General features: G+C 70.0%; 21 protein-coding genes, 3 pseudogenes and 1 riboswitch. Of the genes and pseudogenes, 15 read left to right on the forward strand and 9 right to left on the reverse strand.

Going from position 1 to position 20,062, the window contains the following annotated elements:
- Positions 1-21: 21 nt before the first annotated feature.
- A complete protein-coding gene (locus Q4V64_RS07145; protein ID WP_124444180.1) occupies positions 22-1,359 on the reverse strand; it encodes an MFS transporter in 1,338 nt (445 codons plus the stop codon).
- 125 nt (positions 1,360-1,484) lie between these two features.
- On the opposite strand from Q4V64_RS07145, the gene Q4V64_RS07150 reads away from it, so the two are divergent.
- Positions 1,485-2,156 carry a FadR/GntR family transcriptional regulator gene (locus Q4V64_RS07150; RefSeq protein WP_124444265.1) on the forward strand — a complete coding sequence of 224 codons (672 nt, stop codon included), beginning with the start codon at positions 1,485-1,487 and terminating at the stop codon, positions 2,154-2,156.
- 94 nt (positions 2,157-2,250) lie between these two features.
- Here Q4V64_RS07150 and Q4V64_RS07155 read toward each other — a convergent pair.
- A pseudogene (locus tag Q4V64_RS07155) lies at positions 2,251-2,398 on the reverse strand (phosphoserine transaminase); the annotation flags it as partial.
- A 106-nt stretch (positions 2,399-2,504) separates the two neighbouring features.
- Here Q4V64_RS07155 and Q4V64_RS07160 point away from each other — a divergent pair.
- Complete coding sequence (locus Q4V64_RS07160; RefSeq protein WP_124444179.1) at positions 2,505-3,602, forward strand: integrase core domain-containing protein; 1,098 nt, start codon at positions 2,505-2,507, stop codon at positions 3,600-3,602.
- A 29-nt stretch (positions 3,603-3,631) separates the two neighbouring features.
- On the opposite strand, the pseudogene Q4V64_RS07165 reads toward Q4V64_RS07160, so the two are convergent.
- The 3 genes and pseudogenes from Q4V64_RS07165 to Q4V64_RS07175 all read right to left on the reverse strand — a co-directional run.
- Positions 3,632-4,309: pseudogene (locus Q4V64_RS07165) on the reverse strand (ABC transporter ATP-binding protein); the annotation flags it as partial.
- A 364-nt stretch (positions 4,310-4,673) separates the two neighbouring features.
- Complete coding sequence (locus tag Q4V64_RS07170) at positions 4,674-5,573, reverse strand: toll/interleukin-1 receptor domain-containing protein (protein WP_124444178.1); 900 nt, start codon at positions 5,571-5,573, stop codon at positions 4,674-4,676.
- Positions 5,574-5,763: 190 nt separating this feature from the next.
- Entirely contained in the window at positions 5,764-5,991 is a 228-nt protein-coding gene (locus Q4V64_RS07175; protein WP_124444177.1) for a hypothetical protein, read from the reverse strand.
- A gap of 102 nt (positions 5,992-6,093) precedes the next feature.
- Here Q4V64_RS07175 and Q4V64_RS07180 point away from each other — a divergent pair, with 102 nt between their 5' ends.
- The 3 genes from Q4V64_RS07180 to Q4V64_RS07190 all read left to right on the forward strand — a co-directional run bounded on the left by Q4V64_RS07180 (position 6,094) and on the right by Q4V64_RS07190 (position 8,862).
- Positions 6,094-6,885 carry a hypothetical protein gene (locus Q4V64_RS07180; RefSeq protein WP_124444176.1) on the forward strand — a complete coding sequence of 264 codons (792 nt, stop codon included), beginning with the start codon at positions 6,094-6,096 and terminating at the stop codon, positions 6,883-6,885.
- A 146-nt stretch (positions 6,886-7,031) separates the two neighbouring features.
- A complete protein-coding gene (locus tag Q4V64_RS07185; protein WP_124444175.1) occupies positions 7,032-7,496 on the forward strand; it encodes a hypothetical protein in 465 nt (154 codons plus the stop codon).
- Positions 7,497-7,764: 268 nt separating this feature from the next.
- Positions 7,765-8,862: an integrase core domain-containing protein gene (locus tag Q4V64_RS07190; RefSeq protein WP_124444174.1), complete on the forward strand. Its 1,098-nt coding sequence runs from the start codon at positions 7,765-7,767 to the stop codon at positions 8,860-8,862.
- A gap of 88 nt (positions 8,863-8,950) precedes the next feature.
- Here the strand turns inward: Q4V64_RS07190 and Q4V64_RS07195 are convergent, their stop codons facing one another.
- Positions 8,951-9,166 (reverse strand): hypothetical protein, encoded by a 216-nt coding sequence (locus Q4V64_RS07195; RefSeq protein WP_124444173.1) that lies wholly within the window; start codon positions 9,164-9,166, stop codon positions 8,951-8,953.
- Here Q4V64_RS07195 and Q4V64_RS07200 point away from each other — a divergent pair.
- The 4 genes and pseudogenes from Q4V64_RS07200 to Q4V64_RS07215 all read left to right on the forward strand — a co-directional run bounded on the left by Q4V64_RS07200 (position 9,165) and on the right by Q4V64_RS07215 (position 11,868).
- Positions 9,165-9,800: an ATP-dependent Clp protease proteolytic subunit gene (locus tag Q4V64_RS07200; protein WP_124444172.1), complete on the forward strand. Its 636-nt coding sequence runs from the start codon at positions 9,165-9,167 to the stop codon at positions 9,798-9,800. The two genes, Q4V64_RS07195 and Q4V64_RS07200, sit on opposite strands and share 2 nt — an antisense overlap.
- A gap of 7 nt (positions 9,801-9,807) precedes the next feature.
- Positions 9,808-10,117, forward strand: a pseudogene (locus Q4V64_RS07205) (hypothetical protein).
- Between the two features lie 338 nt (positions 10,118-10,455).
- Positions 10,456-10,667, forward strand: a riboswitch (cyclic di-AMP (ydaO/yuaA leader).
- A 3-nt stretch (positions 10,668-10,670) separates the two neighbouring features.
- Complete coding sequence (locus tag Q4V64_RS07210; protein WP_124444171.1) at positions 10,671-11,144, forward strand: C40 family peptidase; 474 nt, start codon at positions 10,671-10,673, stop codon at positions 11,142-11,144.
- Between the two features lie 94 nt (positions 11,145-11,238).
- On the forward strand, positions 11,239-11,868 hold the full coding sequence (locus tag Q4V64_RS07215; protein WP_124444170.1) for a DUF6328 family protein: 630 nt from the start codon (positions 11,239-11,241) through the stop codon (positions 11,866-11,868).
- A 52-nt stretch (positions 11,869-11,920) separates the two neighbouring features.
- Here the strand turns inward: Q4V64_RS07215 and Q4V64_RS07220 are convergent, their stop codons facing one another.
- Positions 11,921-12,379, reverse strand: coding sequence for an ATP-binding protein (locus Q4V64_RS07220; protein ID WP_124444169.1), 459 nt, complete (start codon positions 12,377-12,379; stop codon positions 11,921-11,923).
- 198 nt (positions 12,380-12,577) lie between these two features.
- Between Q4V64_RS07220 and Q4V64_RS07225 the strand changes: the two genes are divergently transcribed.
- Together Q4V64_RS07225 and Q4V64_RS07230 are read left to right on the forward strand one after the other, a co-directional pair.
- On the forward strand, positions 12,578-13,438 hold the full coding sequence (locus Q4V64_RS07225; protein ID WP_124444168.1) for a helix-turn-helix transcriptional regulator: 861 nt from the start codon (positions 12,578-12,580) through the stop codon (positions 13,436-13,438).
- Between the two features lie 13 nt (positions 13,439-13,451).
- Positions 13,452-13,682, forward strand: coding sequence for a DUF397 domain-containing protein (locus tag Q4V64_RS07230; protein WP_124444167.1), 231 nt, complete (start codon positions 13,452-13,454; stop codon positions 13,680-13,682).
- A gap of 42 nt (positions 13,683-13,724) precedes the next feature.
- Here the strand turns inward: Q4V64_RS07230 and Q4V64_RS07235 are convergent, their stop codons facing one another.
- Complete coding sequence (locus Q4V64_RS07235; protein ID WP_124444166.1) at positions 13,725-14,852, reverse strand: 8-amino-7-oxononanoate synthase; 1,128 nt, start codon at positions 14,850-14,852, stop codon at positions 13,725-13,727.
- Between the two features lie 193 nt (positions 14,853-15,045).
- On the opposite strand from Q4V64_RS07235, the gene bioB reads away from it, so the two are divergent.
- The 3 genes from bioB to bioD are packed head-to-tail and all read left to right on the forward strand — an operon-like array spanning position 15,046 to position 18,182.
- Positions 15,046-16,191, forward strand: a complete 1,146-nt coding sequence (gene bioB / locus Q4V64_RS07240) for a biotin synthase BioB (RefSeq protein ID WP_124444165.1) — start codon at positions 15,046-15,048, stop codon at positions 16,189-16,191.
- Positions 16,184-17,464, forward strand: coding sequence for an adenosylmethionine--8-amino-7-oxononanoate transaminase (locus Q4V64_RS07245; RefSeq protein WP_124444164.1), 1,281 nt, complete (start codon positions 16,184-16,186; stop codon positions 17,462-17,464). The genes bioB and Q4V64_RS07245 overlap by 8 nt, the downstream gene beginning before the upstream one ends.
- 1 nt (position 17,465) lies before the next feature.
- Positions 17,466-18,182 carry a dethiobiotin synthase gene (gene bioD, locus Q4V64_RS07250; RefSeq protein WP_303709222.1) on the forward strand — a complete coding sequence of 239 codons (717 nt, stop codon included), beginning with the start codon at positions 17,466-17,468 and terminating at the stop codon, positions 18,180-18,182.
- Here the strand turns inward: bioD and Q4V64_RS07255 are convergent.
- Positions 18,179-19,132, reverse strand: a complete 954-nt coding sequence (locus tag Q4V64_RS07255; protein ID WP_303708863.1) for an IS481 family transposase — start codon at positions 19,130-19,132, stop codon at positions 18,179-18,181. The genes bioD and Q4V64_RS07255 overlap by 4 nt on opposite strands.
- Positions 19,133-19,337: 205 nt before the next feature.
- Here Q4V64_RS07255 and Q4V64_RS07260 point away from each other — a divergent pair, with 205 nt between their 5' ends.
- Entirely contained in the window at positions 19,338-20,027 is a 690-nt protein-coding gene (locus Q4V64_RS07260) for a class I SAM-dependent methyltransferase (protein WP_303709224.1), read from the forward strand.
- Positions 20,028-20,062: the final 35 nt, after the last annotated feature.

Here is a 20,062-nt window from a genome sequence, read left to right on the forward strand (position 1 = left end):
GCGGGAGGAGTCTTTTTCTTTTCAGCCGATCTGGCGATTACGGCCCGCCAGCATGCCTGCCGCGATCTGGACCAGGGTCAGCAGGAGGATGAAGGCCAGGGGCAGCCGCCAGCCGTCGGAGCGGTCGTAGAGAACGCCCACGACGACGGGTCCGGGGATCGACAACAGATAACCGAAGCCCTGTACGAAGCCAGAGAGCCGCACGACGGCGGCGCCGTCCCGGCCGCGCATGCCGATCATGGTCAGGGCCAGCGGGAAGGAGCAGTTGGCCACGCCCAGGAGGAGCGCCCAGAGCCAGGGCGCGGCAGCCGGATCGACCCACAGCCCGGTGAATCCGGCCAGGCCGCACGCGCCGATCGCCGCCGCGATCCCGCTCTGGTGACGCAGCTTCCCGGCCATCGCCGACAGGGCGAAGGACAGGGGCACGCCGAGCAGGGAGGTGCCCGAGAAGAGCAGGCCCGCGGTCTGGGCGGAGAGCCCGGCGTCGCGGAAGATCTGGGGCAGCCAGCCGATGATGATGTACGCGGAGCTGGCCTGGAGTCCGAAGTAGGCGGTGAGCGCCCAGGCGGTGCGGTTCCGGGAGAGCCAGACCCGGGGAGGGAGTTGCGGGTTCTGCGGGTGCTCTGGATGCTCTGGGTTCTGCGGGTCGTGCCGGTTGTTCGCGGCCACCGGCTCCGCTCCCGGTGGCCGTCGGCGGCGGGCGAGGGCCAGCCAGGGGGGTACAGCCATGGCGGCCAGGACCGACCAGGCCCCCAGGCCGTACCGCCAGTTGCCGCCGAACGCCTCGGTCAGCGGGACGGTCGCGGCGGCAGCGGACGAGGCGCCGACGTTCAGCGCCATGGAGTACAGGCCGGTCATCGCGCCCACCCGGTCGGGGAAGCGCTCTTTGACGACGCCCGGGAGCAGCACGTTGGCGATGGCGATGCCGGCGAGCGACAGGGCGGTCAGCGCGACGAACAGGGCGGGGTCGGCGGCGAACGGCCGCAGCGCGAGGCCGGCCGTCAGCACCGTACCGGCGACGGCGATGGCACCGGCCGCGCCGTAACGCCGGGCCAGGGCCGGGGCCGTGGAGCCGATCAGGGCGAAGCACGCGGCGGGGATGGAGGTGAGGACTCCGCTCAGAGTGCCGCTCATGGACAGGCTGTCGCGCACCTCTTCGAGAACCGGCCCCAGGCTGGTGACCCCCGGCCGCAGGTTGAGTGCCGCTAGGACGAGCGCCGCCACCGCCAGTCCTCGCATCTCCCGGGAAGCCCGGGGGGTGCGCGAGGTGCGGGGGGTGGGAGACGTGGGGGAGGTGCTGACGGGGGTGTTCTGGTCGGGGCCAGGGTGCGAGGCGTGCCTGAGCTCACTCTTCGACATAGGACCTATCGTAGACTCATCCCATGACTCGATGTCTAGTAGTTCGGCGGTAGATTCATAGATTCATGGGATGAGTCTTTGGTGGGTCCACTCAAGAAGAACTGTCATAGACTGATGGGATGACTATGGATCCCGTCCGCCGCCAGGCGCTTTCCGACCAGGTGATCACCCGACTGCGACGGCAGATCACCTCCGGGGCCTGGCCCGTGGGCTCACGCATCCCGACCGAGACGGAGCTCGTCGATCAGCTCGGCGTGGCCCGGAACACCGTGCGGGAGGCGGTCCGGGCCCTCGCGCACACCGGCCTGCTGGAAATCCGCCACGGCTCCGGGTCCTACGTGCAGGCGACCAGCGAACTCGCCGGTATGATGCGGACCCGCTTCGAAAGGGCCCGGACAGAGGACGTCACCGACGTCCGCAGCGCCCTGGAGATCCGGGCGGCGCGGCTGGCCTGTGCCCGCCGTACCCCGGAGGATCTGGAACGGCTCGAACTCGTCCTGGGGCAGCGGCAGCAGGCGTGGTCGGCCGGAGACCGGCTCGGCTTCGCGAACGCGGACGTCGCCTTCCACCTGGCCGTCGTCAGCGCGTCCCACAACACCGTGCTGGCCGAGTTGCACGCGGACCTCGGTGAGGTGATCCGGGACTCGCTGCTGGACCACTTCGGCGACACGCTGCGCCCCGAGCAGTTCCAGGACCACGCCCGTCTCGTCGAGGCGATCCGCGAACGCGACAGCGACCGGGCGGCGTACGAGTCCGGCTCCTACATGGACTGCGCTCCCGCCGAGAAGTACGAGTAACGGTCGGAGCGACGGTCACGCTTCTTCCTGCGGCTACGACCACGGGGGCGCGCGGTGATCAACACCGGGCGCCCCGTCCTCGTACGGGAAGCGGTTAGAGCTTCTCGATCACGTAGTCGATGCACTTCGTCAGTGCCTCGACGTCCGTCGTCGACCGCCGGGAACATCGCCACGCGGAGCTGGTTGCGGCCGAGCTTGCGGTAGGGCTCGGTGTCGACGATGCCGTTGGCGCGCAGGACCTTGCCGAATACCTCATCCACGCAGGTGGGATCGAGTTTGGGCGTTGGCCGAAGCCGATCGAGTCGCCGGTATCGCGCGGCGCCGGTTGGCGCGTCATGATGATCGGTCGTGCTGCTGAGACTGGCGTACCTGGGTGTGACGAACGCGTTCGCGATGCTGCGACTGCTGCCGATGAGCGACCGGGAGAAAGATGTCGAGATCCTGGCCTTGCGCCACCAGATCGGCGTTCTGGAACGGCAGCTGAACGGGCAGCAGGTCCGGTTCCACGCGAGCGACCGGGCGTTTTTGGCGTCGCTCCTCCATGGCCTGCCACGGGAAGTGCTGCGCCGGATGCGGCTGCTGGTGCGGCCGGACACGGTACTGCGCTGGCACCGCAACGTCATCGCCCGCCGACACGCTTCCCAGTCCCGGCCGAAGCGCGGAGGCCGGCCCCGCACCGTGCACTCGATCCGGGCGCTGGTGCTGCGCCTGGCCATGGAAAATCCAAGTTGGGGCTATCGGCGCCTGCACGGTGAGCTGCTCGTACTCGGGGTGAAGGTGGCAGCATCCACGGTCTGGGAAATCTTGAAGGAAGCCGACGTCGACCCGGCGCCCAAGCGGGCCTCCAGCACTTGGGCGGACTTCCTGCGCTCCCAGGCCTACGCGCTCCTGGCGTGCGAATTCTTCGAGGCCGTCACTCTGTCCGGGGCCCGCTTGTACGTGTTCGCCGCGATCGAGCACGCGAACCGCCGGATCCGGATCCTGGGCGCGACCGCGCACCCGACCGCGTCCTGGGTGGTCCAGCCTGCGAAAAATCTCGTCATGGACCTCGAGGACGCCGGCTGCCGGGCTCGCTATCTGATCAGGGATCGGGACGGGAAGTTCCCACGGCCGTTCGACGAGTTGCTCAAGGACGCGGGTATCGAGGTGGTGCTCAACGGCGTCCGGATGCCGCGCATGAACTCGATCATGGAACGGTGGGTGCAGACCTGCAGGCGAGAGCTGCTAGACCGTACGTTGACCTGGAACCAGCGCCATCTCCTGCACGCCCTGCGCGAGTTCGAGACGTTCTATAATGAGCACCGGCCGCACCAGGGTCTTGCGAATGCCCGCCCTCTCCACTCGCTGCCCGCTCCGATCGAGGACCCGGACCGGATCGCCCGTCTGGACATACGACGGCGAGCGCGACTCGGCTGCACCCTCCACGAGTATCAACATGCCGCCTGACCAGCATGGAGGAGGTATTCGGCAAGCGCAGCGTCCTGGATCAGTGCCTCGGAGTGCGGGTCGGCGTACGCGGTCGCCTCGTCGAGCACGAGGACGGGGGCGTCGGCGAACAACGCCCTTGCGATGGACAGGCGTTGCGCCTCACCGCCGGACAGGGTGACGGCCCTGCCGAGTTCGGTCGCGTAGCCGTCGGGCAGCGCCATGACGCGGTCGTGGATGCGGGCGGCTCGGGCACACCGCTCGACCTTCTCGTCGGTGGCGTCGGGGCGGCCCAGGCGGATGTTGTCGGCAACGCTCGCGCGCAGCAGCCGCACGTCCTGGAGGACGAAGCCGACCCGGCGGTACAGCTCGGTCGCGGGGATGTCCCGAAGGTCTGCGCCGCCGAGGGGCACCGTGCCGGCCGTGACGTCGTGGAAGCGGGACAGCAGCGACGCCAGGGTGGACTTGCCCGAGCCGGAGGGTCCGACCAGCGCGGTGACCGTGCCGGGCGCGAGGTCGAGGTCGACGCCGCTGAAAACGTCGGTCTGTCCGTCGTAGGAGAAGGACACCCCGCGCATCGACACGTGGTGGCCGTCGGGCAGGGCGGGGGTCGCGGACTCGGGAAGCGTGGGGGCGTGCAGCAGCTCCGTGATGCGTACGGCGGCGGCCTGGCCGGCCCGGATCTGCTGGATGCGGGGGCCGACGACGCCCATGGGGGCGGCGACGGCTTGACCGGCGCGGAACTCGTCCCCTTCCTGCTGCTGGACCCGACCCTGCCCACCGGGGTGGGCAGCCCTTGCGGCCACCGGGTCCACAGGTCCTGGTCCCGCCGCTGGAGGCGGATGACCGTGGCGACCCGGCGGCCGGCGGTGAACAACCCCCACAGCACCACGAAGGAGAGCCCCACGAACCCCGTCCCGCCGAACGTCGCGACTCGGTCGACCAGTGAGACGACGAAGAAGGCCGCTGTCCACGGCCACATCATCCGGATGTACGTCCGGTACGTGACCGTGTGCAGCTCGCGCTCCCAGGAGTTGAGGGAGCGACCGAGCGGGCCGCAGACGACCCCGACCGCGATCAGGACCGCGAGCATCACCAGAACGACCAGACGGCGGCCACCAGCGTGAAAGGAGGCTCGTCCGTCCCCACCCACCCGTCGTCCCAGGGAATCGCGGGCACCCCGAGCAGGATGGCCAAGGCCGACACCGCCGTACCGGCTCCCAGCCACCGGCCGGGCCGACGGACCCCGCTCGACGGTGGCGCCGGCACGGGCTGCCAGGTCCGGGTCACATGCGACTCCAGTACGGCGATCAGCTCCGCCATGTCGGCGCCGTGCCGGGCCTCGCGCAGGTACTGGGCATTCCGACGGGCCAAGTCGCTCAGGGATTCCGGCAGTTGCTCCGACAGTGGTGCATGGGCCCCGTCCAGCAGCAGCGGGATGACGGTCTTGCCGCTGTGCAGCGCCTGCTCGATCTCCCAGCGGCCCCAGTCCTCCGCGTCGTCCAACCACCGCTCATCCGAGGATTCGCCCCGCACGTCCACCCACCCCCGGTGGACCACGACGAGCAGCACGTCACAGTCCGCCACCCACTCCCGCAGAACGTCCGGAAACCGCTGGCCCGGCACGATGGACAGCCGGTCCAGGAACACCTGCTCCGCACCGAAGTGCCTTGCCAGCCCCTCGTACAGCCCATCCACCACGCTCTGGTGGTCGCCTCTGCGATAGCTGATGAAATGCCGCCCATACCGAACCGCCGCCCCCGCCCGCCCTCGCCCGTACCGCCGGAGATCGTTGCCAGGGTTCCTACCAGATGAGCGGACGTGGGGGTGCGGAACGTAGCCGATCCAGCCATACGGGGGCTTGGGAGCGTGGAGGCAGTCACTGACCGTAGCTACGCAGAACACGCCCGACCGGCAGCCTGCCTGGCGTCGGAGATCGAACAGCGGACTCGCGAACTCCGCCCAACATCGCAGCCAGAGGCTGACCAACACGGCGCCGGCCTGCTGGCCCGCATGGACGGCTCTTCCCTGCCCGCCGCTCTACTGCGCGCCGGTGTCGCCTTCGGTGGCACTCTCACCCTCATCACGGCGCTGCTCGCCATGGGGATCAGCACTCTGACGTGACGGTCGCAGCGGCCCGGCGTGGGGGGGGTAACGGGGGGATCTGCCGCCCGTACGCGGGTCAATTCATGTCCGCTCGAAGCCGTTCCCCGCGGAAGGCGAGCCACGCTGTGAGGCATGCCGTGGCGCCCAGGCCCGCGACGGCCGTGGCCCCCACCCAGACTGCGCTTCCCGCGTGCACCGCGTAGACGCCAAGGCCGGCCATCAGCATGTAGAACTCTACGAGCAGGGTGAACGCAACCGCTTCCCGTGCGGTCCATCCCCAGGCGGCGGTCGGCAGATCCGTCACTGGTCCTCCAGCAGCTTCCTCCCCCAAGGTCACAGTTGGCGTCGGCCGGGGGACAGGACCGTTTCGCGGTCCCAGGCTGCCGGGCGCGCATAGCCTGACGCCATGGATGTCTCTCTGAGAACGCAGCCCAACTATTTGGAGGACCTCTGGTCAGGGCTTTACGTCACTCCCACGTTCCATGACGACACTGAAGAGGAGTGGTGCAAGGACAAGCTCGTGCCAGTCGCCGGGTCGTTCTTCCCACCCCGGTTCCGGCTCAACTTGGCTTCCAGGTACGGCTCGGACGTCGACGTGTGCGCGGTCTTTCAGGTCGAGAACGGCACTTTCGCGTCACCCAACGGCATGCCGTTGTCGGGTGTGCCGTGCGCTGCAGACCACGGCCGCGCACTGGATGATCTGGTCGGCCCTCTCACGCGAGCACTGGCGATGGTGCCGAATTTGATCAAGATCGCGGCCGACGGCAGGTGGAAGTGGCAGCCCATGGGATGGCAGCCGGCACCGCCGACGCCCCCGGATGCCTACGAGCGCTGGGCCCGGCAAGTAAGGCTCCAGAGAGAGACCGTCCCCTGGGTCTACACGGAGATGCAGCTCGACAGCCGACTACGGCAGCGCATGAGTAACCGCTGGAACAGCTACTTCCTTCCGCGCATCGAGGTAGTGGCGCGGCACGTCAAGGAGGCTCAGGACCGGGGCGACACCGTGACAACGGGGGTGCTGGACGCCTGCGCCTTCCTCAGGACCGGCGAGAGCACAGCGCGCGCCCTGCTCGCGCAGGCTCGCGAGATCGGCCTATTGCCCTACGGAGAAGCACCCGAGCCCGTGGTTCCGTGGTGGATGTACGAGGAGAACACCGAGCACGCCATCGCGCTGGCGCAGACGGGGCAACTGACCTGAGGCGACGCTCCGCGCTGCTTGGACTTCGATGGCAGTGATCAAGTTGGCCACACGCTCGGGCACACCAATGCCCCGGCCCGTGCCGATTCCCGCGCCCTCTGCCCAAGGAGAGGGAACGTGAGCGCCGCACCCAGGTTTGGCTCCCGTTGCCCGGCCACTCCGCAATCGAGAGTCCGCACCCGGGTCTCACGGGGGCCGGTCACCTCGTCATCGCCACCCCCAGGATCGGCTACGAGTACGACGGCATCCTCGGCGAGTTGGACACCTACGGCTGCCGGAGCTGGCTGTGGCATAAGCAGGCCCAGCGGATCACGACGAGTCGCACGGCCCTGCAGACCGTGTTAAAGCTCCTCACGAAGCGCTACCCCGCGGTCGAGCTCCGCCGCGGCTTCCGTGTCGCCGAGAAGTGCACCGCCCGCTGCCGGGCTGCCAAAGGGCACGAGTGCGCCTGCTCCTGCCTGGCCGAACACCACGGCGCCGAGGCTCCCGATCGAGGGTGGAAGCGCGGCTGGACCATGAACGGCTTCACCCACGTGCACGAGAATGGTCAAGACTGGGGCATTGTTACGGTCGAGCCTGCTCCCCTGTCGCGACCACGCCCGAGCATCTGACACCTTCCCTGCACCACAAGGATGTCCGCGACTTCGCCACCCGCATGATCGCCGAAGCACTGTCCAAGGGCCGCGGCCTCGGCGCGGCCGAACTTGGCGGACGACTACGCGAAGAGGGAGCACGCATGCTGCGAGTCCCGCCCGTACGGTTGCGCCTGCCGAAAAACTCATCCGTCCTGGTGGGGGCTGGTGTACGGGTGGTGTCGAGCGCGGGCGCTCGGGCGGGTGCTCTGGGCACCTGGTGAGTGCCCCGGCAGGATGATCTGTCGTGCTGCTTCGACTTGCCTGTCTGGGTGTGGCGAACGTGTTCGCCCCGCTGCGGCTGCTGCCGGTGAGCAACCAGGACAAGGACGCGGAGATCCTCGCGCTGCGTCATCAGATCACGGTGCTGGAACGCCGGCCCGGCCGGGATCGGGTGCGGTTCGCCCCGAGTGACCGGGTGTTCCTGGCCGCGCCACTGCACCGGCTCCCGCGCGGTGTGCTGCGCCGGGCACGGCTGCTGGTGCGCCCGGACACTGTGCTGCGCCGGCACCGTGACCTGGTCTCGCGCCGCCACGCGGCCCGTTCCCGGCCGGGGCGTGCGGGTCGGCCGCGTACCGTGCGCTCGATCCGCGTTCTCGTGCTGCGTCTGGCGCGGGAGAATCCCGGCTGGGGCTACCGGCGCATCCACGGCGAGCTGCTGGTTGTGGGCGTGCAGGTGGCCGCCTCCACGGTGTGGGAGATCGTGAAGGAGGCGGGGATCGACCCGGCACCCGAGCGGGGTTCCAGCACCTGGACGGACTTTCTGCGCTCCCGGGCCGATGCCCTGCCGGCGTGTGACTTCTTCGAAGCGGTCACCCTGTCCGGGGCGCGGCTGTACGTGTTCGCGGTGATCGGGCACGCCGGCCGGCGCATCCGCGTCCTGGGCGCGACGGCGCACCCGACCGCCTCCTGGGTGGCGCAGGCCGCCAGGAACCTCGTCATGGATCTCGAGGGTGCCGGCTGCCGGGCCCGGTTCATGATCCGCGACCGCGACGGGAAGTACCCCGCCCTGTTCGACACCGTCCTCGAGGATGCGGGGATCGAGGTCGTGCTCAGCGGGATCCGGATGCCGCGGATGAACGCGCTCATGGAACGGTGGGTGCAGACCTGCCGCCGCGAACTGCTGGACCGCACCCTGGTCTGGAACCAGCGCCACCTGCTCCACGCCCTGCGCGAGTTCGAACAGCACTACAACTCCCACCGGCCCCACCAAGGCATCGCAGACGCCCGCCCGCTGCACCCCCTGCCTCCGCCGATCACCGACCCGGACGCTATCGCCCACCTCGACATACGACGACGCGACCGCCTCGGCGGCACCCTCCACGAGTACCAGCATGCGGCCTGACCTGCACGGACGAGACTTTCGGCAGGGACAGGGCCACGTGAGCGCGTCGTTCACGAAGCGCGTCTATGTCCATCCGAGCCCCGAGGACCTACGCGCCGCCTCGGATCACCTCACGGTTCTGCTCGGCTTCGAGGACGACGCGGGCTGCCTGGACACACCAGATGATCGTGAGAGAAACCTGCTTCACGATCAGCGTAAACACGGTCTGACCTGCGGTGATCTGTGGATCACTAGAATCTGCCCCCATCATAACGTCACGTACTTCCTGTACATTTTTTACAGAAGCCGAAGGAGGGGTACCCATGACCCGACCGTCCGCCCGCTATGTCCTGCCCGAGTTCCACGAGCGCACGAGTTACGGGACGAAGTCGATGGATCCGTACTCCAAGCTGCTGGAGGAGCGGATCGTCTTCCTCGGGACGCAGATCGACGACACGTCCGCGAACGATGTGATGGCCCAGTTCATGTACCTCGAGCACCAGGACCCGCACCGGGACATCGCGCTGTACATCAACTCCCCCGGCGGCTCGTTCAGCGCGATGTCGGCGATCTACGACACGATGCAGTACGTCGGGTGTGACGTGGAGACGACGTGTCTGGGGCAGGCCGGTTCGTCCGCCGCGGTGCTGCTGGCGGCCGGGACGCCGGGCAAGCGGCACCTGCTGCCGGGTGCGCGCGTGGTGATCCACCAGCCCGCGCTGGCCGAGCCGGTGCAGGGGCAGGCCAGCGATCTGGCCATCCAGGCCGACGAGTTGACGCGGACCCGAGCCCTCCTGGAGGAGATGCTCGTACGACACACCGGCCGCAGCCTGGAGCAGGTGAGCGCGGACATCGAGCGGGACAAGATCTTCAACGCTCAGGAAGCGCTGGAGTACGGACTCGCGGATCGGATCATCCCGAGCCGCAAGGCCACCCTCGCCCCGCCCACCGGGAGGTGAGCGGCCGGTGCTCCCACCCGAACTGCCGCCGCTGCCCGCCCTCACGCGCGCCGAGGGCGAGCTGATCGACCGTTACCTCGACGTGGTCGACCTGCTCGGGCGTATCAACCCCGGTGCACCACGGCGACACCTACAGCGGGCTGCGGGCCGCGCAGGCGCTGGTCGGCAAGGCCGCCGCGCTTCGCGACGCGCTGGCGCTGATGCACCAGCGCGGCGAGACCGAACTGCACGCGCCCACGCTCACGCGGGCGCTGCGCGTGCTGGACGGCGAGCGCCGCACGGCTCGCGTCACCCTGCCGCCGCGCTCCGACAGTTGAAGCACCCCCACCCGGTCCGGACGGACCGTCGGGTCGAGGCCACGTCCGGGCCGGGGTCGAAACGGACCAAACGGCGTACGGCCTTTTGGAGTATTCGCGCGTCCTTTTTCGGGCCCGGCAGACTTGCGCAACGCGCGTATCCCCGAGGCGTCATGAGGCGTTCCGGTGCTGGTCCGAGCGTCCTCGGGCCTCTCAACGCCCCTTCGAACAGGGGGGTGTCCACCCGAACGGGTGAGTGGTGAGTAACAACACAAACCCTCGGTTCCGTTGGGATTTTCGGACATCCGTGAGTGAAGATCCGTGTCTGACGACAAGCCCCCGCCACAGCGGCGGGGCGATCCGGGCGGACGCCGAGTCCTGCCGCCGCCCGGATGACCGGTCGACAGGAGTGGATCGGCAGGAGTGGAGGACCCAAGCACGACGGGTCGCCGGAACGGTCACGCCATGACCGGGCCGAGCAGCCCTTGGGGTGAAGCCGCGTCAGCGGCCGGGCAACTTCGCCAGCCCGAATCCGACAGGTCATCCTTCACAGGCGGCTGACGAAGGGTTGCGCATGACTGCGCTCAATCGTGTCCCGTCGCTCATGGTCCGGGCCGGTACGGCCTCGGCCCTCACCATCGCCGCGGTGAGCGGCTCGATCGTGGCTCCCGGCTTCGCCTCCGAGGCCGAGGCCGCCACGCCGGCGACAAAGGCACTCCAGATCGCGGCCTCCAAGAAGGGCTCCCCGTACAAGTACGGCGCCACAGGACCACGCCGCTTCGACTGCTCCGGGCTCACGCTGTACTCGTTCAAGAAGGCGGGCAAGAAGCTGCCCCGCACGGCCGCCCAGCAGTACAACAAGACGCGCCACATCTCCGTCAAGAGCCGCAAGGCCGGGGACCTGGTGTTCTTCCACTCGGGCTCGAACGTGTACCACGTCGGCATCTACGCCGGGAAGGGGAAGATCTGGCACGCCCCGAAGACCGGGGACGTGGTGCGACTGCAGAAGATCTGGACCAAGAGCGTCTGGTACGGCCGGGTCCGCTGACCCGCCCGCGGGTGGCGACGGCGATGTGACTCGCCGTCGCCCCCTGTGGGCCTTGCAGGGGCGTGACACGGGCTCAGGCGGTTACTCGTCCGGCATGGCCGACCACCGTCCCTGCACCGCACGCAACGAGACGCCGCTGGAGCGCGCCGACCTCAACTTCGGAGAACTGCTCCAGGAACTGCGCGTCACCCAGACCGGGGTCCAGATCCTCTTCGCCTTCTTGCTGAGCCTGGCCTTCACCCCGCGCTTCCCCGACCTCGACACGGTCCAGCGCACGACGTACGTGGCCACGCTCCTGCTCGCGGTCCTCGCGGCTGCGCTGTTCACCGCGCCCGCCGCCCTGCACCGCTCGCTCTTCCAGAAGGGCGCCAAGCCCCGCATCGTCCAGGTCTCCTCACGGCTGGCGTCGGTCGGCATGGGCGTCCTGGTGCTCGCGTTCACCGGGTCGGTGCTGCTCGTGGTGGACGTGACCACCAGCCGGGCCGGCGGGGTGGCCGCGGGCGCGGCGACCCTGCTGGTGTGTCTCGGGCTGTGGGGGCTACTGCCACGCCTGGTGCAGCGGGCCGGCGCCGCCGAGGAGCAGCACTCGGCTGGCGAGCAGCACAAGGCGGTCGGGCCGCGGGCCCACGAGTCGGTCGGGCCGCAGGCACACGAGTCGGTCGGGCCGCAGGCACCGGTTCGAGCAGCGGCACCATACCGAGAGCTGTCAGCGCGCCGCCGGTGATCCCCTCCACCACCCGCGCGGCCACCGGCCGAGGCGGTCGGCCAGCAGGGACCTAAGGCTCCCGCTGCCCCGCCATCGGCACCGGCTCGGCCGGTACCGTCCAGGGCAGTTCCACGGAGATGGTCTTGCCGCCCTCGCGGGTGGGCCGGATTCTCAGCTTGCCGCCATGCTCCGCGGTCAGCCAGCGGATGATGACCAGGCCCCGGCCGTTGTCCTGCTGGACGGCGGCGGGCAGTCGCTTCGGGAACCGCGGATGGCTGTCGGTGACACCGATGCGCAGGCGTTCGTCTCGGTCGAGCTCGAGGTCCACCGTGAAGGTCGGTGACTGCCCGAAGGTGTGCTGCACGGCGTTGGTGGCGAGTTCGGAGACGATGAGGCGGATGGTCTCGGCGGCGTCGGTGTCCGCCGGCAGACCCCACTCCGCCAGGGTGGTGACCACGTAGGCGCGAGCCGCGGAAACCGAGGCGGGATCGCTCGGCAGAGTGACGGATGCTTCCAGATGGTCTGCCATGGCGACGTCGTCCCTTTCCCACGGGACCGCAGTCCGACACGAAGGCGGAAGGTTCGAGTACGGTCCCGGACTGGTGCTTCGTCGCCAGACTGCCATTACCGCGGCGGTCACGGGTGGCGATCCACCAAGATGTGCATATATCTGTCGCTCGAAGCGGTGAACTCTGCGACGGCAGAGCGTATTTGTAAGGAGCAGCCCATGCAGCACGGTCCCGCGGTGCGCCGCCGGAAACTGGGCGCCGAACTGCGCGCGTTGCGCACCGGGGCGGGGCTCACCAGTGGTGAGGCCGCCCGGCTGGTGGGCTGGCACCAGTCGAAGGTCAGCCGGATCGAGACCGGCGCGAGCGGGGTGAAGCCGGCCGATGTGCGGTTACTCCTCGACGCCTACGGAGTGCGGGACAGCCAACTACGGGAGTTACTACTGGTGTTGGCTGGATCCGACGAGAGCGGCGGCCGGCACCACTGGTGGCACGCCTACCGCGGGGTGCTGCCGCCGACCTACCGGGACTTCATCAGCCTGGAGTCGCAGGCCAGCGCGATGCGCACGCTGGAGACCTCGGTGGTGCCGGGGCTGCTGCAGACACCCGAGTACGCCCGCGCGGTGACGAAGGCCGCGGTGGACGGGCTGGACGACGAGCGGCTGGACGCGCTGGTCGAGGTGCGGCTGGCCAGGCAGGACGTGCTGCGGTCGCATCCTCCGCTGGAACTGAGCGCGGTTCTGGACGAGGCCGTGCTGCGCCGGGACGTCGGCGGACCCGGGGTCATGGCGCGGCAGCTGGAGCGACTGGTGGAGGCGGCCCGCCTGCCTCAAGTGCGGTTGCAGGTACTGCCGTTCACGGCCGGGGCGCACATCGGCATCACCGGCCCTTTCGTTATCTTCTCATTTTCGAGCACATCTGATCTGGATGTGGTTGTTCTCGACCACTTGACGAGTAGCCTCTACCTGGAACGGAAAGAAGACCTCCAGGCCTACACCGAGGCCTTCAACACCCTTCGGTTCCACGCCCTTTCGCCCGAGGACTCGTTGGACTACATCGCCGGGATAGGTGACGGCGCGTAAGGAGGCACCCCCCATGTCTGCAATGCCTCGGCAGGTACCTTCCAGCACTGATCTGCACGGTGTGCGGTGGCTGCGCAGCAGCTACAGCACCGGAGCGAACAACTGCGTCGAGACGGCCCCGGTGGACCGCGGTCCGTGGACCGGCCTGCTCGCCGTGCGCGACTCCAAGGCCCCGTCCGGACCCGCGCTGCTCTTCTCTCCTGAGAGCTGGGCGGGCTTCACGGCCGCGGTGCACCGCATCTGACCGATTCCCCTCTCGTGCGGCGCTCGGCCGTGTCACGCCGACTCATGGTCGCGCCCCGCCGATCACTCGTACAGCGCGTTCGATCTGCCCCTCGGAGAGGTCCGCGCGGGCGGTCAGCCTGAGCCGTGAGATGCCGTCGGGGACGGAAGGAGGACGGAAGCAGCCCACGGCCAGCCCGGCCGCACGGCAGTCGGCCGCCCACCGCACGGCCCCCTCCGGGGACGGCGCGCGCACGGAGACGACCGCGGCGTCCGGACGTACCGCTTCCAGACCCGCGGCCGTCAGGCGTGCGTGGAGTTCGCTCGCCACCGCGCGCGCTCGCGCCGCCCGCTCCGGCTCGCGGCGCAGCAGCCGCAGGGCCGCCAGGGCCGCGCCCGCCGCCGCGGGGGCGAGGCCCGTGTCGAAGATGAACGTCCGGGCCGCGTTGACCAGGTGGTCGATCACCCGGGTGGGGCCGAGGACGGCTCCGCCCTGGCTGCCGAGCGACTTGGACAGCGTGACCGTGACGACGACGTCGTCGGCGCCCGCGAGCCCCGCCGCGTGCGGGGCTCCGCGGCCGCCGTCGCCGAGGACGCCGAGCCCGTGGGCGTCGTCGACCACCAGGCCCGCGCCGTGCTCCCGGCCGGCCTCGGCGAGCGCGGCCAGCGGGGCCGCGTCGCCGTCGACCGAGAAGACCGTGTCGGACACGACGACGGCCGGACCGTCGTGCGTCCGCAGCGTCTTGCGTACGGCGTCCGGGTCGGCGTGTCCGACGACCTGTGTGGTGCCCCGCGCCAGGCGGCAGCCGTCGATCAGCGAGGCGTGGTTGCCGGCGTCGGAGACGATCAGCGAGCCGTGCGGCGCCAGCGCGGTGACGGCGGCGAGGTTGGCCGCGTACCCGGAGGAGAACACCAGCGCCGCCTCGAAGCCGCAGAAGTCGGCCAGTTCGCCCTCCAGCTCGGTGTGGAGCTCGGTGGTGCCGGTGACGAGCCGTGACCCGGTCGAGCCGCCGCCCCACGTCCGCGCGGCCCGCGCCGCGCCCTCGGTGACCTCCGGGTGGCGGGCCAGGCCCAGGTAGTCGTTGCTCGCGAGGTCCAGCAGCGGTGTGTCGGCGGGGCGGGGGCGCAGGGTCCGTACGAGTCCGGCCCGGCGGCGCAGCCGCGCCTGCTCGTCGATCCAGCCGAACGCCATGGGTCCTCCGGGGATGGTGGTGGGCGGCACAGCCTCGCGGGCAGCCCCCCGAGCGGGTGCTTTTGTAGGCAGTGCACAGACACTAGCGGGGCGACCAGGCACCCAGGATGTGGCAATACCCACACGTCGAAGCCTCTGTGTTGTGCGAACTCTCCTTGGCCCGGGGCGGCTCCGTAGGACAGGATCGGCTCTCATGGACCTGCTGAACACGCTGGTGGACAAGGGGCTTCGGCGTAAGTCGCCGAGCCGCGAGGAGGCGCTGGCCGTCCTCGCCACTTCCGACGACGACCTGCTCGATGTGGTGGCCGCGGCCGGCAAGGTGCGCCGGCACTGGTTCGGCCGACGGGTGAAACTCAACTACCTCGTCAACCTCAAGTCGGGCCTGTGCCCGGAGGATTGTTCGTACTGCTCCCAGCGGCTCGGTTCCCAGGCCGGCATCCTCAAGTACACCTGGCTCAAGCCGGACGAGGCCTCGAAGGCCGCGGCGGCCGGGTTGGCGGGAGGTGCCAAGCGGGTCTGTCTGGTGGCCAGCGGGCGCGGTCCCACCGACCGGGACGTGGACCGGGTCTCGGACACCATCAAGACGATCAAGGAGCAGAACGAGGGCGTCGAGGTGTGCGCCTGCCTCGGTCTGCTCTCCGACGGCCAGGCGGAGCGGCTGCGCGAGGCGGGCGCGGACGCGTACAACCACAACCTCAACACGTCCGAGGGGACGTACGCGGACATCACGACCACGCACACGTACGCCGACCGCGTGGAGACCGTGCAGAAGGCGCACGCGGCGGGTCTGTCCGCCTGCTCGGGGCTGATCGCGGGCATGGGCGAGTCGGACGAGGACCTGGTCGACGTGGTGTTCTCGCTGCGCGAGCTGGACCCCGACTCGGTGCCGGTCAACTTCCTGATCCCGTTCGAGGGCACGCCTTTGGCCAAGGAGTGGAACCTCACCCCGCAGCGTTGTCTGCGGATCCTGGCGATGGTGCGGTTCGTGTGCCCGGACGCGGAGGTGCGCATCGCCGGCGGGCGCGAGGTCCATCTGCGCTCGATGCAGCCCCTCGCCCTGCACCTGGCCAACTCCATCTTCCTGGGCGACTACCTGACCAGCGAGGGCCAGGCGGGCAAGGCCGACCTGGAGATGATCGCGGACGCCGGGTTCGAGGTGGAGGGCACCGATCAGGTGACGCTGCCGGAGCACCGGGTCTCGGGGGGCTGTGGCTCCGAGGATGTCTGCGGCTCCGAAGGTGTCTGCGGTTCCGCGGCCCCGTCGGTCAGCGAGCCCCGCACGGACCTGGTCGCCGTACGCCGCCGGGGCGCCGGAACGGACCTCGCGCCCAATGCCTGACCTGTCCGTTCCCCATCTGCTGGAGCTCGACCGGCGACACGTCTGGCACCCGTACGGCCCCATGCCCGGCCGCGTCGAACCGCTCGTCGTGGAGTCGGCGAGCGGGGTTCGGCTGAAGATGGCCGACAGCTCGGGCGAGTTGGTCGACGGCATGTCGTCCTGGTGGTCGGCCATCCACGGCTACAACCACCCGGTGCTGAACGAGGCAGCGCGCGAGCAGCTCGGGCGGATGAGCCATGTGATGTTCGGCGGGCTCACCCACGAGCCCGCCGTACGGCTCGCGAAGCTCCTTGTCGACATGTCGCCTGACGGCCTGGAGCATGTCTTCCTCGCCGACTCCGGCTCGGTGTCGGTCGAGGTCGCGGTCAAGATGTGCCTGCAGTACTGGCGTTCGCTGGGCCGCGCCTCAAAACAGCGTCTGCTGACCTGGCGTGGCGGCTACCACGGGGACACCTGGCAGCCGATGTCGGTGTGCGACCCCGAGGGCGGGATGCACGAGCTGTGGACCGGGGTGCTGCCGCGCCAGGTGTTCGCGGACCCGCCGCCGGTGGAGTACGAGGAGTCGTACGCCGACCATCTGCGCACGCTCGTCGCACGACACGCCGACGAACTGGCCGCGGTGATCGTCGAGCCCGTGGTGCAGGGCGCGGGCGGGATGCGGTTCCACTCCCCCGCGTATCTGCGGGTGCTGCGCGAGGCGTGCGACGCGCACGACGTGCTGCTGGTGTTCGACGAGATCGCGACCGGGTTCGGGCGCACGGGTGCGCTGTTCGCGGCGGAGCACGCGGCGGTGACGCCGGACGTGATGTGTGTCGGCAAGGCGCTGACCGGCGGCTATCTGACGATGGCGGCGACGCTGTGCACGTCGGAGGTGGCCGACGGCATCTCGCGGGGCGAGGTCCCGGTGCTCGCCCACGGCCCCACCTTCATGGGCAACCCGCTGGCGGCCTCCGTCGCCTGCGCCTCGATCGAGCTGCTGCTGGGCCAGGACTGGCTCGCGGAGGTCAAGCGGATCGAGGCGGGGTTGCGGGAGGGGCTGGCCCCCGCCCGCCAGATGCCGGGGGTGAGGGACGTACGGGTCCTCGGGGCCATCGGGGTCGTCCAGTTGGACCACGCGGTGGACATGAAGGCGGCCACGGAGGCCGCCGTACGCGAGGGCGTGTGGCTGCGGCCGTTCCGCGACCTCGTCTACACGATGCCGCCGTACGTCACGGGCGACGCGGACGTGGCACGGATCGCGCGCGCGGTGTGCGCGGCGGCACGGGAGGGATGAGATGCCGGTACTCGTGATCACGGGCACGGGCACGGAGGTCGGCAAGACGGTCACGACGGCCGCCATCGCCGCTTCAGCGCTCGCGGCCGGACGGTCGGTGGCCGTGCTCAAGGCCGCGCAGACGGGCGTACGACAGGACGAGCCCGGGGACGCCGACGAGGTCGCGCGGCTCGCGGGCGCCGTGACGACGGCCGAACTCGCCCGCTATCCCGAGCCGTTGGCGCCCGCGACGGCCGCGCGCCGGGCCGCACGGGCGCCGGTGCATCCGCGAGACATCGCCGAGGCGGCCGCGAAGCTGTCCACCGAGCATGACCTGGTGCTGGTCGAGGGGGCGGGCGGGCTGCTCGTCCGGTTCGACGCGGCGGGCGGGACGCTGGCGGACGCGGCCGGCCTGCTGGCGGCACCGGTGCTGGTGGTGGTGTCGGCGGGCCTGGGCACGCTGAACACGACCGAGCTGACGGCGCGTGAACTTCGCATACGCGGGGTCGACTTGGCCGGAATCGTGATCGGCAGCTGGCCCGAGGCGCCGGATCTGGCCTCGCGTTGCAATCTGGCGGACCTGCCGGACGTCTCCGGGGCGCCACTGCTCGGCGCCGTGCCCGCCGGGGCGGGGCGGCTCGCTCCCGCCGGCTTCCGTACTGCGGCGCCGGGGTGGCTGGCGCCGCGGCTGTACGGGACGTGGGACGCGGAGGCGTTCCGGATGCGGGAGGCACCCTAGGTGTATTGCCCTGAGAGGTTAGGGACGCGGCTGGCGGGTGGTTGGCCCTTGAGCGCGGTGTGTCCGCGGTGGTGATTGTAGGTGTGCAGCCAGCTGGGGAAGGCGTCGCGTCGTTCCTGCTCTGATCGGTAGGGGCGGGCGTAGGCCCATTCGTCGAGCAGGGTGCGGTTGAAGCGTTCGACCTTGCCGTTCGTCTGCGGCCGGTAGGCGCGGGTTCGCTTGTGCGTGATCCCGGCTGCTGCCAGGGCGTCTCGCCACAGGTGGGATTTGTAGCAGGAGCCGTTGTCGGTCAGGACGCGTTCGACGGTGATCCCGCAGGTGGCGAAGTACGCCTGGGCGCGACTCCAGAAGCCGACAGCGGTCTCCTTCTTCTCGTCTGCGTGGATCTCGCTGTAGGCCAGGCGGGAGTGGTCGTCGACGGCGTTGTGGAGGTAGCTGTAGCCGGCGCCGGACCGGGTCTTGCGGCCCGCCTGGCGTCCGAGGGTCTTGTGGCCGCCGCCGTCGGGGATGTTGCCGAGCTTCTTGATGTCGACGTGGACCAGTTCGCCGGGCTTGGCACGTTCGTAGCGACGGATGACGCGCCCAGTGGCCCGGTCGAGGTGGGTCAGGCGGGCCAGGCCGTAGCGGGTCAGCACCCGGTGCACGGTGGACGGCACCAGGCGGAGCAGGCCTGCGATCCGTGCTGGCCCCCACCTGCGCAGTACGCGGACTTTGATGATCCTGCGCTCGGTACGGGTCGGGGTCCGTCGCGGGCTGGTGCGGGGGCGGCTGGAGTGGTCGGCCATGCCAGGCTCGCCGAGCCGGCGGTAGCGGTCGGCCCATCGCTGTGCGGTGGTTGGCGAGACTTGGAATCGCTCAGCGGCCCGGCGCAGGGTCCAGCCGTCCTCGACCACGCAGCGGGCCAGGCGCAGGCGTCCGGTCTCGGTCAGGGGTGCATTACGGTGGGGCACGAGGGCCTTTCTGTCGTCCGGCGTAGATGTCGCAATCCACACCGAGCCAGAAGGCCCTCACCCATTTCAAGACCACACGTCAGTGATCGCTGTCACCAACCTCCGTGGACAGAACACCGGGCGGACGACCGTCGCCGCGACGGGGGTGCGACCGGCCCGTCCGGGGGACAATCGCGGTAGCGCCCGTCCTGCGAGGGAGGTAGCCATGCCGCTACGGTCCGCCGGATCCGGCAAGGTGTCACCGGATCCCGTGCACCACCCGCTGTTCGCCCGCTACTACGCCCGGGTCAGCGTCAACGCCGAGACCAGGATGGGTATGGCCGGGGTCCGCGAGCGGCTGCTCGCCGGGCTGTCCGGGCGGGTGATCGAGATCGGCGCGGGCAACGGCCTGAACTTCGGCCACTACCCTCGTACGGTCTCGGAGATCGTGGCGATCGAACCGGAGCGCACACTGCGGCAGCTGGCCGTCGAGTCCGCCCTGCGCTCCGGGGTGCCCGTCGACGTGGCGCCGGGTGCGGCGGAGGCGCTGCCGGTCAAAAGTGAGGCCTTCGACGCGGCGGTGATCTCCCTGGTCCTGTGCAGTGTGCGGGACGTGCCACGCGCCCTCGGGGAGGTACGGCGGGTGCTGCGGCCCGGTGGCGAGGTGCGGTTCTTCGAGCACGGCAGGGGTGGCGGCCGGGTGATGACCTTCACCCAGCGCGCGCTGGACCGCACGGTGTGGCCGCCGCTGAACGGCGGCTGCCATCTGGCCCGGGACCCGGTCGCCGCACTGCGGGAGGCCGGGTTCGAACTCGGCCCCTATCGGCGGATGGTGATGCCGGAGAACGGACCGAGACTGCCCACGTCGTACTGCGTTCTGGGCACCGCGTGGCGGCCCGCGCTCAAGGAGCGCTGATCACGTACTCCGGCCGGTCACGAACTCGGGTGATC

The sequence above is a fragment of the Streptomyces sp. NL15-2K genome (assembly GCF_030551255.1).
Taxonomy (GTDB): domain Bacteria; phylum Actinomycetota; class Actinomycetes; order Streptomycetales; family Streptomycetaceae; genus Streptomyces.